Below are 9,816 nucleotides of genomic sequence, written 5' to 3' on the forward strand. Positions count from 1 at the left end.
ACGTACCAACTTTCGCTCTTAAAAGGGATTTTGGTCGTCGTGGAGATCCCTGACGGCTCCGAAACCGGCGCCATCCCGGAAAACCGGGTCCTTGCCAAGATCGGCCGCCCGCATCAGCTTGTCACTGCCAAACCGTTCTTTTACGTCATACAGGGTTTTTCGTAGGGCGTTTTTGCGGACAGGGTCCTCAAATAAAGGAATGGCAACAGCCTGGGCGGGTATAAACCGGAAAACCCTGACGCTAAGGCTGCGAATCGATCGGTTCAGAACCGGTTCGCCCGGATGGGTGCGCTGAAACTGCTCGAAACGCTGCCGGATGAGGTGATAAAGCGCCCGGCTGTCCTGCTTCGGTTCCGGCAGTTTGATCTCGTCGCCGTAGTGCCGGCCATCGCGGTATCGGCAGGCAAACACAACGACCTGGCAGAAAACCGCCTGTCTTACCATCCGGCGCTCGAGCGTCAGGCAAAGCGATTGCAGCTGTTCGTCTAGCCGTTCGGCAGATTCGCGCTGGTTGGCGGCCATTGTCCGCGTGGCTTGCAGGCTTTGATAAACGCCCGTGTCCAGCGCCATTTCATCGCCAAAATTGAGCCGCAGGTGCCAGTGCCAGCCGATGATGCTTTTGCAAACCGCCCGCAGCCGTTCCGGCGATGCATACCGCAGCTCCAGGGGCGTCAGGATACCCTGCTCTTCCAGCCGTCGGGCCATGCGGTGGCCCATACCGGGCAAGTCGGTCAATGTTAACCTTTTTAACACATCGTCGATGGTCTCGGGCGTGATCACAACCAGACCGTCGGGCGTATACAAATCCGCGCCCAGTTTGGCCAGTAAAGCGTTGGGGGCAATGCCGATGCTGCACCGCAACCAGTCGCCGACTTTCGTCCGAATATCGCTCTTGATCTGCCGGGCCACTTCCTTGCCATCGCCTGGTTGGCACCGGGTCAGATCGACCACGGCTTCATCGATGCTTTTCGGTACCACATCGGGCGTAAACTGGCGCAGGACCGTGATGATTGCCACGTGAAATTCGCGGTACCGTTCGACGTTGGTTTCCACCGGAATCAGTTCCGGACAAAGCCGGAGGGCTTCATCGAGTCGCATGCCAGCCCGAATGCCCCGGTTTTGGGCTTCGATGGAGGGCGCGATCACACTGCTGTTTTTACCGGTATGAATACAAACCGCCACCGGGCGATCGCGCAGCGTATGGTTTACCTGTTGCTCGCAACTGGCATAAAAACTATTCATAGCGACGAATAAAACCGCCGGTTCCGCTGAATCTCCCCACATTCTCTTCGTATTTTCAGGTTGTGTATAATATTATTCTGGCAGGTTTCGTCGGATTTGTTATTTTATTTAGTAAATTTGATCACAATATATAATAGTTGTATTATACAAGTCAATAACTATATCATGCTGAACGAACTGGGGAAATCGTTTGAGGAGGGTTTGGAGCCGATTCAGGAGCGGCTGCGGCAGGTGTTCGATGCGCTGGAAATCAGCATTTACCAGGCCGCGAAAGACCTGGGCGAGAATTCGTCCAAGTTTTACAACATTCTGAATGGACGTGCCAAACCATCGTATGATACCATCATGCGATTATTGGAACAGTATCCGCAGGTCCGGGCGGATTTCCTGCTGCGGGGTCAGAAACCCGTACTGGATGAGCCGGAACAGAATGGCAAAATTATCGAACTGGAAGTCCGGTATACCGATCTTCCGTTCGTCCCGACGCGCTTCTACGCCAGTTTTATCGAGACGTACATTGAGGGAATCAGCATGGCGCAGATGGAGACCTACCGCGTACCGACCAATCTGATTGGCAATCATAAGGACCCCGTCGTGATTGAGGTTTCCGGTAACAGTATGAGTCCGCAACTGGCCAACGGCGCGAAAGTGCTGGCCATTCTGGTGGACCCGACCAACTGGGAGTATCAGTCGGGCGGTATTTTCGCCGTGATTTACCGTGATTTCTTTGTGGTAAAACGGATCAAAGACAACGAACTGCTCACCAAGCAACGGCTGACTCTCCATTCCGACAACCCGAACGGTGGCAGCGTGACGGTTCCGCTGAAAGACATTCGCGGCATCTGGAAAATTGTGCGCGTGATCGATTCGCCGGTGGAATAAGGGGTGGCCAGCCGGAAAACCGGTCACGGATTATCACCTGTAAAAGCGAGATGAGTTGGCTGACGCAGTCTATTTCTGCCCAGCCAATTCATCTCGCTTAATTCATAACTCCGCCTTTTAATACCGGATCGACCAGTAGGGGTTCTCCTGGGCTTTCATACTGGTCTGAATATGGTCTTTGATGATCTTGTCGTAGTCGGCGGTTTTGATCTTCTTGCCTTTTATTTTTTTGTTGGCGGTTAACTCTTTCGACACGTCCTTCATTTCGATTTTAACGGCCGTTACGACGGCATCACCGTCGTTCAGATCCAGTTCCAGAATTAAACCGGGTAGGCCGAAATACTGCTCGGGACCCGCCGAAACCGGAATGTCCTGCGCAAACCAGGCCACCACTTTTTGTTGCTTGATGGGGTCTTCGGTTTCGGCCTTCATGCAAATGTGACCGGCAATGTCTTTCAACTGGTTCAGAATCTTCCACTTCGGCGTTTGCAGCGAGTCGTCGATCAGGTACGTCCGCCCCAACATTTCGATGACATCCGATTTGGTTTCCTGTTTAAAATCCCGGCGGATGATGTAATCGCTGTTTCGGTACGACCACTGCCCGTTGTCGCTCCGCCAGTATTCCTCTGCGTTGGTATAAAGGCTCTGGTCTTCATTAAAATACAGCACCATTTGCGTCGGCTTACTGCTGTAGTTCTTGTTGGTGGCCTTCATCCGTTCCTTCTGATCCAGACTCAGAAACGTCATTCGGGACATAATTTTTACATAATCCTGCGTACGATCGTACGTAACCATCCCTTCCATTTTTTGCGCTACAGCCTGAATGCCAATCGTTGCGAAAAGAAGGAGTAAGAGCTTTTTCATCATCATTGTTAGGGATCAATAAATGTAGTTATTCTGCCGCATTTGCGATTTCAGGCCGCGGAGGTTATACGAAAAGGAGAGCATAAAATACCGCGCCAGGGTCTGAACCCGTTCGGTTTGTACGTAGTTTTGATAAGCCTGTTGCGTAATGCCCCGGTTTTTGTTGAACACGTCGTAGGCCGTCAGCCGCACCTCCGCTTTGTTGTCTTTCAGGAAGAGTTTGTAAATGGCCAGGTTCAGAATTGGCAACTCCTGCCGGAAGTCAAACTTCGGATTCTTGTAAATCATATAGCTCATCCGCCCGTTAAAGAAAATACCCTTTGGCAACTGGACGTTCAGGTTACCGCCGTAGTTGTAATTGTAAATCTTCAGATTTTGCGCTGTATTAACCGAATACTTTGTATCAGTGATTCCAAAGTTAAAGGTCGGGTAGAACGTAAACTTCTCACTGGGCGTCAAATCCAGGCTAACCCAGGCGTTGTAGTTGTTGCTGTTGGTCTGGTTCCGAACCCCATTGATGTAGGCCGGGAATTTATTGAGATTCGTGTAAAAATTCGTGTTCAAAACCGCCTTCGTCTTTTTCAGCGGAAAACTGAAATAAATACTCCCGCCCTTGCTGGTTCCGCCACTGATGTTTTCCGGACGGGTTGTGGTAATTAGTAACGAGTCAATCGTCTGATTATAAACAATCTGGTTGATGTTATAACCGTAGTTTACATTGATAAACACGTTGACGAAACTACCCGGATCAAAGACCCCGAAACCGGCGCTGGCCCGGTGGGTGAGGGCCGGTAACAGATTAGGGTTTCCTTCCCGAATAAACCGGGGGTTGCTGTTATCGACGACCGGCTGCAAATCGCTGGTCTGGGGTTGATTGACGTTGACGTTATAACCGGCATTGAACCGCTTATTCTTCTTGTTGTAATTCAGGCTGACGTTAGGAACGACAGAGAAGAAACTCCGGTCGACACTGGTCACGCTGGAAGACGTTTGATCCGATGAAAATTGCCCGGTCTGGCGAAACCACAAAGCGGCCAGACCTCCCGACACGTTGAAGCCCTTATCGGAATACCGGATTAACGAACCAACCCGGTTGTAGGTAAAATCATTGGTGTAATACCGGCTGAGGGTGTTGTTCCGAACCGATCCTTGATCACCCACGTCGAACACATCGCGATCGACTTTGTCGTTCCGGAAGCTGATGTTGTAGAAGGTTTCCCAAAAAGTGGTTTTCGACAGCGGTTCGATGTAATCCAGGCTGGACTTGATTTCGGTCCGTAAACTGTTGGTGACGTTATCCTGATTGATGCGAATCACCAGCGGATTACCGGTGGCGGTGGTGTCGTTAAAATACGTGTTGGTCGAGCGCTGCTGGGCCGAACCGTCCGTATCGTTCAGGTTATAGGCCAGGCTGGCGGCAAAATTGCGTCCTTTTTTCCGGAACGAATGCCGGAAAATGGCCGTCGTAGCTAGTTGCAACCCGTTGAACTGGTTGCGGTTATCGAATAGCGTCTGGCTGGTCCGGGTTTGCAGATTAGCGCCCTGAAAGAAATTCTGATCGCTGAACAGGGTGGTGTTCCCGTTGTTGGCGCGTAAGTTACCAATAAGAACCAGCGTATTCAGGGAGTCGAGTTTTTGCTCAAACCGGGCGCTGCCCCGGTGGTTACGGGTCAGGCTGCCCTGGCTTTTGTGATCCGTGTTCAAAAAGGAGCTGTTGGGCAGAAAGGTTTCTTTATCCAGATCGGAGTTCAGTGTCAAACCGCTCTGGTTGTAGAAATAGTTGGAACTGAGCTTGGTCTTCTTCGTATCGTAATTATAGTTGGCACCACCGGCGTAGTTACGAGAAAAACCGCGGTTGTTGCTGCTCCCGCCCGTGATCGGAACGCCCATGCCATCGTCACCGCCGAAGAAGTATACCCCCCCGCTGTAGAATCCGAAATCACCCTGATCTTCCCAGTTGAACGACTGGCTCCCCCGGAAATCCTGGTAATCGTCGAACGACAGACCGGTCTGGTTGATGTTGTTGCCGAACCCCAGCACCGACATCTGTTCTTTGGTATTAAACCGGTTGTAATTGCCCCGCAACTGAAACCGGTCTTTGGTGCCGGCGCCCGCCGTCACTTTCCCAAAACCGCCTTTGCGATGGCTTTCTTTCAACTCCAGATTGACGGCTTTCTCCCGTTTGCCGTCGTCGATGCCTGTGGTTTTGGCCGCTTCGGTTTTATCGTTAAATACCTGCACCTTCGAAATGGCGTCGGCGGGCAGGTTTTTGGTCGCCAGTTTCGGATCCGAACCGAAGAAGGTCTTGCCATCCACGGTCACTTTCTTGACATCCTCGCCCTGTGCTTTGATGTTTCCGTCCTGATCGACCTGCATCCCCGGCAGTTTCCGCAGCAGTTCCTCCACCGTCGAGCCGGGCGGCACCTTGAACGAACTGGCGTTATACTCCACCGTGTCGCCCCGGATGGTGAGTGGCGCCCGGGCGGTTTTGATGACCACCTCCAGCAATTCTTTCTGAATGGGTTTTATCGGCAACACGCCCAGATCGGTCAATTCACCGTCGCCGGGTGTCACATCCTTTTGCAGCGGCAGAAAACCGACGTACGATACCTTCAGGATATACGGAGCGCGTCGCACGTTGCGGAATTCAAAACCGCCTTTGTCGTTTGTGCGTCCGAAATTGACCAGCGCCGAATCTTTGGGCGTCAGCAACATGACGGTAGCGCCCGGCATCGGGGTCTGGGTGGTATCCGTAATCGAACCGCGAATGGTGATGCGACCGGGTTGTTGGGCAAAAACCGTACAGCACGCCAGCAGCAAGAACAGCAGGAGAGATTTTTTCATGGAGTAAGGAACAATTGACAATGACGAGTAAGGCTCAGCAAGTTGGAAAGAATTAACATCCGTTGCTGAAAGTTAACATTTTTTAATAGTTTAAACTATATAAATAGTTAAAAAATTATTTTTATAGTTACGCTGATGGATTAATACATGATAAACCCTTCTTGGAAATGCAGGAAAGACAATGGGAATCAAAAAGATGTTGCACCGATCATGGGCAAAACGGCGAAAATATACTTAGTGATATACCGTTCGTCATAATAATTGATCGACCCGCACCAGCCGGTATTTTTTCTGCTGCAAATGCGTCAGCAAGTCGTCCAGGTGGTCGTACAATTTATCGGTTCGGGCGGGGTGCGTACCGATGTGCAGGAGCAAGATAAAACCGTTCAAACCGGCGGATTTGCGTTGTTCATACGCGTAGATGGATTGCAGAATGACCCGGCTGCTGCAGTAATTTTTGAGATCGGGGGTGGTATAATCCGCGTGGCTGAGGGTGCCGGGCGTGAAGTTAATGAGTTGTAAACCGGCCTTTCGGGTCCAGGCGGCAATGGTGTCGTTGTACCATTCGTAAGGGGGCAGGAAAAACCGGGCGTCGGCGGACTGAATCCCGAACCGTTGCATTGCCCGGTAATTCTGCGTCAGATCATCCTGAAACCGGGTTTGGCTCACCAGCAAACTATCGCGTTTGGTCCAGTCGCAATACAGCAAATGTTCGTCGGAATGGGCACCCAGGTAATGCCCGTCTTGTTTCAGCGACCGGATGAGGTTCTGGAAAACCGGGTTGCGGTAAAACCGCCCGGTCAGGAAGAACGAAGCCGGAACCCGGTGGCGTCGCAAGGTCTGCCGGATTTTCTCCCCGCCCCCGGCGTATTCATCGCCCGTAAAAACAAGGGCCAGTTGCCGGATCGTCGTATCGCCCCGGATAATAGCCCCCTGATTGAAAAGATTTTTTTGCGGATTTGCGAAACCGCGTGCAACGCCGGGAATGGGAACTGCATCTTTCAGGCAGTTATCGATTTTCTGGGGAACGAACCAGGTCTGAAGCAACCACCAAACGATCAACATAGCGGGGCACCATTACTTTCCAAAATACCGTATCATGAATTTAGTGAACACTTGGGCTACCCGGACCCCTATGGCCACGCCGTTGACCACTTACACCGTCGAAATGGAACAAACCGGTTTGTCCGGTTGGATCAGCTACCGCGAGCCGCTGCTGACCCTGCGGTTTGCCTACGAACGCATGCTGACGTCGATCTATATTTTCGTGCCGGGCGATGAGCAATGGTCGGCCTATTGCCGGAGTTCCCGAGCCCAAACCGCAGCCCTGCGCCGAAGCGAAATCATCCATCGTATTGCCGCCGAACTCCGCAACCAGCAAGCCCCATCGATGGTGCAAATTAACGATTTTGGAATTGAAGTGATGTTTTGAAGTACGCTGCTACTGAAAGAGTGTTGAACAGAAAATGGTGCGCATTGCTATCATCAGGGAGCCGGTTTTACCGCCGTCTTTTTTTCTTGCTTTTGCCCGATGAGGCCCGGGCCGCCGGTTTTTTCCGGCTCGTTGATTTCTTCCGAACGGTTGCTTTCCGGGATGAGGCTTTCTTTTTCCCTTTTACAACCTTTTTAACAACTTTCGCTTTCGCCGGAGGGGCAATAGTAGCGGTTACGGCGGTTTCACCTTCTTTAGACGCCAGCAGATAAATCAGTGAGGCCGTGCCGTCCATCGTCGGTTCGTTGGTGCTGTAGTCGCCAAAATCGTCGTGGTATACCACCAGATCGCTCTGAAACTCGGCGTATTCGTCGGGCTCCTTCAGTTCGATCCCGATCAGGCTCTTATAAATTTTGCCATACACCGGCCCATCGACCAAACCGCCGTCGATCGGATACTTCTTCAGGTACGTAAAGGCCGAGTGCGGATCCGCGGGCGTGTCGGCTCCGGCGGGTAAACCGTACACAAAACTGGTTCCCCACGGATTGCAGCCAAACAACCAGTCGAAGCAGGCCTGTTCGAGGGCCAGATACCGGTTGTCGCCGGTCAGCTTGCGGTACCAGTAGCACTGAATCGCAAAGGAGGTCGTCAGGTTGTTGCTGCACCAGATGAACGGAATACCCCGGTAAAACGCGTTACGCTGCGCTTTCTGCCAGATTTTTTCGATACCGCTCCGGTAAAAACCGATAATGTGCTGCCGACGGGCATCAGGCAGTCGCTTGGCCACTTCAAAATGGCCGATGTTAATGAACGGGTACCACTGGTAGTGCCGGGCGGTATCCGCTCCGAACCAGGGCGTCTCCGGTTCAATCAGGCCGTAGGCATAGGCGCTGTTGAGGTAATCGGCGGCTTTGTACCCCTGAACCCGGGCGGCATTGTACATCTCCACGGCCGCCAGTTCCATGTCGTCGACGTAATTGTCTTCTTCGTAAAAATAGGGAGATCGGCCCGGGGCGGTCTGGCAAACGCCCGGTTTTTGCAACCCCAGCGTATAGGCGGTTTGGGCCCGTTGCCATAGGTTGTCGGCATAATCCGGATCGCGCCGGCGGAGGACCTGAAAGCCCAGCGCAAACGCACTGCTAAACTTACCGGCGGTGGAAGCCACACCGGTCGTCCGGTTTTTATGCTTGAAAAGGCCCTGCGGTTTTCCGGAGGCAAAGTACACCGGGCGTTCGTAGCCTTTTCCGTAGGCCGAATCCAGCTTGGGAATGCGCAGGCCGGAATGGTCCCGATCGTCGGCCAACTGGTTGAACATCCAGTCGTCCTTGGGGTGCATTTTCAGCAGCCAGTCGAGGCCCCAGCGGGCTTCGTCCAGCACATCTGCCTGTCTGTTGGCCCCTTCCAGCCCGTTGGCCTGATGTTTATCACCGAATACATTCGGGAAATCGCGGAAAGCGGCCAACAAATGGTACGTCGCATTGGCCGACGTCGGGACGTATTGCAGGTAATCGGAGGCATCGTGCCAGCCGCCCGACACGTCGATGTGCGTACTGTCGGGCATGGGGCCGTACATCGTATAGCCGTCGTGCGTATGGCAGGAGTCTTTCAGAAACGGATTATAGCCGCTGCGCTGCTGGCGCATGTACCGCAGGCAGAAATCAGCGGTTCCGTCGTACACGTTGTCCGCAATCCGAAACTCCGGCGATTGCAGGGTACCGGTTTTGAGATAATAGGAACCCGGTTTGCGAACGCCCGAAAAATCAAGACGGTAAGTTTGAATAAATGGGCCGTAGGTGCCAAAATCTTTCCCCACGGCGTTTTCATAAACAACTTTCCCGGTGGCCGCATCGACAACCTGAAAAACCGCCCCGGGCGGTTCGTCGGTTTTCCCGGCCCAGACGGCTACTTTGGTGCCCTCCGGTCGGTAGCCCAGGTAGTTAATTCGGATCCAGGCCTGCTCACCATCCATCGATCGGAATGCGGCAATGCCTAGCAATACTCCAAGCAGCAAAAACAATTTCCTCATCGCTAGGCAATTTACAATTTTTACCGTTTGCCGACGACGGGATTCCAAAATGAAACAAACCCATCCCCGACTTTTATTCAAAAGCGTCCGGAATGGGTTTTTGGAGGGATATAGTATCTAACTGGTAACGCAACAAAAAAATAAAGGGACATCAATAACGCCGTTCGAGCATTTCAAGAATTCGTAGCCACGGCATCCCACTGCGAATAAATTGGTCCAGCGGAATCTCGGAAAGCAAATTGTAACGCTTTTCCAGATTTTCTCGTTCTTCGACGGGTTGCCCCTTCTTGGAGGAGTGTTGGCGATAAATTTCATCGCCCATCATGCTGGAGAGGAGGTAGTAACGATTGTATTGCATGAGGTTTACTTAAACTTTACAGTGACACAAAGTTACGCTACAAATGGACGTACTCCAACCCGTTCAAACAGATTCTTAGGGTCAACCCACTCCATATCAGGGAGAAACGTGTTGGTTAACCGACTTGGACGGTAACAATGCCGTTTATACCGCTGGGGAGATATACTT

At 52.2% G+C, this 9,816-nt stretch carries 8 protein-coding genes; 2 read left to right on the top strand and 6 right to left on the bottom strand.

Annotated elements, in window-relative coordinates; genetic code table 11:
* Positions 1-18: 18 nt before the first annotated feature.
* Entirely contained in the window at positions 19-1,242 is a 1,224-nt protein-coding gene (locus ACFPMF_RS18545) for a DNA polymerase Y family protein (protein ID WP_379848123.1), read from the bottom strand.
* Positions 1,243-1,407: 165 nt separating this feature from the next.
* Here ACFPMF_RS18545 and ACFPMF_RS18550 point away from each other — a divergent pair, with 165 nt between their 5' ends.
* The gene (locus tag ACFPMF_RS18550) at positions 1,408-2,124 is read left to right on the top strand and encodes a S24 family peptidase (RefSeq protein ID WP_379848125.1); all 717 of its coding nucleotides are present in this window, start codon (positions 1,408-1,410) and stop codon (positions 2,122-2,124) included.
* A gap of 117 nt (positions 2,125-2,241) precedes the next feature.
* Here ACFPMF_RS18550 and ACFPMF_RS18555 read toward each other — a convergent pair whose 3' ends face one another.
* From ACFPMF_RS18555 to ACFPMF_RS18565, 3 genes are all read right to left on the bottom strand, one after another.
* On the bottom strand, positions 2,242-2,988 hold the full coding sequence (locus ACFPMF_RS18555; RefSeq protein ID WP_379848127.1) for a GLPGLI family protein: 747 nt from the start codon (positions 2,986-2,988) through the stop codon (positions 2,242-2,244).
* A 15-nt stretch (positions 2,989-3,003) separates the two neighbouring features.
* The gene (locus tag ACFPMF_RS18560) at positions 3,004-5,832 is read right to left on the bottom strand and encodes an outer membrane beta-barrel protein (RefSeq protein ID WP_379848129.1); all 2,829 of its coding nucleotides are present in this window, start codon (positions 5,830-5,832) and stop codon (positions 3,004-3,006) included.
* Positions 5,833-6,084: 252 nt separating this feature from the next.
* The gene (locus ACFPMF_RS18565) at positions 6,085-6,897 is read right to left on the bottom strand and encodes a polysaccharide deacetylase family protein (RefSeq protein WP_379848131.1); all 813 of its coding nucleotides are present in this window, start codon (positions 6,895-6,897) and stop codon (positions 6,085-6,087) included.
* A 70-nt stretch (positions 6,898-6,967) separates the two neighbouring features.
* On the opposite strand from ACFPMF_RS18565, the gene ACFPMF_RS18570 reads away from it, so the two are divergent.
* Positions 6,968-7,264 carry a hypothetical protein gene (locus tag ACFPMF_RS18570; RefSeq protein WP_379848133.1) on the top strand — a complete coding sequence of 99 codons (297 nt, stop codon included), beginning with the start codon at positions 6,968-6,970 and terminating at the stop codon, positions 7,262-7,264.
* Between the two features lie 67 nt (positions 7,265-7,331).
* Here the strand turns inward: ACFPMF_RS18570 and ACFPMF_RS18575 are convergent, their stop codons facing one another.
* Complete coding sequence (locus ACFPMF_RS18575; protein ID WP_379848135.1) at positions 7,332-9,290, bottom strand: glycoside hydrolase family 9 protein; 1,959 nt, start codon at positions 9,288-9,290, stop codon at positions 7,332-7,334.
* A 151-nt stretch (positions 9,291-9,441) separates the two neighbouring features.
* Positions 9,442-9,648 carry a hypothetical protein gene (locus tag ACFPMF_RS18580; RefSeq protein ID WP_379848137.1) on the bottom strand — a complete coding sequence of 69 codons (207 nt, stop codon included), beginning with the start codon at positions 9,646-9,648 and terminating at the stop codon, positions 9,442-9,444.
* Positions 9,649-9,816 lie beyond the last annotated feature (168 nt).

The organism is Larkinella bovis (assembly GCF_042655385.1).
Classification (GTDB): Bacteria; Bacteroidota; Bacteroidia; order Cytophagales; family Spirosomataceae; genus Larkinella; species Larkinella bovis.

What these genes read in the sequence shown, in the direction of transcription:
- ACFPMF_RS18545 (WP_379848123.1), bottom strand. Translation starts at nt 1,242, where the DNA reads ATGAATAGTTTTTATGCCAGTTGCGAGCAACAGGTAAACCATACGCTG.
- ACFPMF_RS18580 (WP_379848137.1), bottom strand. Translation starts at nt 9,648, where the DNA reads ATGCAATACAATCGTTACTACCTCCTCTCCAGCATGATGGGCGATGAA.
- ACFPMF_RS18555 (WP_379848127.1), bottom strand. Translation starts at nt 2,988, where the DNA reads ATGAAAAAGCTCTTACTCCTTCTTTTCGCAACGATTGGCATTCAGGCT.
- ACFPMF_RS18565 (WP_379848131.1), bottom strand. Translation starts at nt 6,897, where the DNA reads ATGTTGATCGTTTGGTGGTTGCTTCAGACCTGGTTCGTTCCCCAGAAA.
- ACFPMF_RS18560 (WP_379848129.1), bottom strand. Translation starts at nt 5,832, where the DNA reads ATGAAAAAATCTCTCCTGCTGTTCTTGCTGCTGGCGTGCTGTACGGTT.
- ACFPMF_RS18550 (WP_379848125.1), top strand. Translation starts at nt 1,408, where the DNA reads ATGCTGAACGAACTGGGGAAATCGTTTGAGGAGGGTTTGGAGCCGATT.
- ACFPMF_RS18570 (WP_379848133.1), top strand. Translation starts at nt 6,968, where the DNA reads ATGGCCACGCCGTTGACCACTTACACCGTCGAAATGGAACAAACCGGT.
- ACFPMF_RS18575 (WP_379848135.1), bottom strand. Translation starts at nt 9,290, where the DNA reads ATGAGGAAATTGTTTTTGCTGCTTGGAGTATTGCTAGGCATTGCCGCA.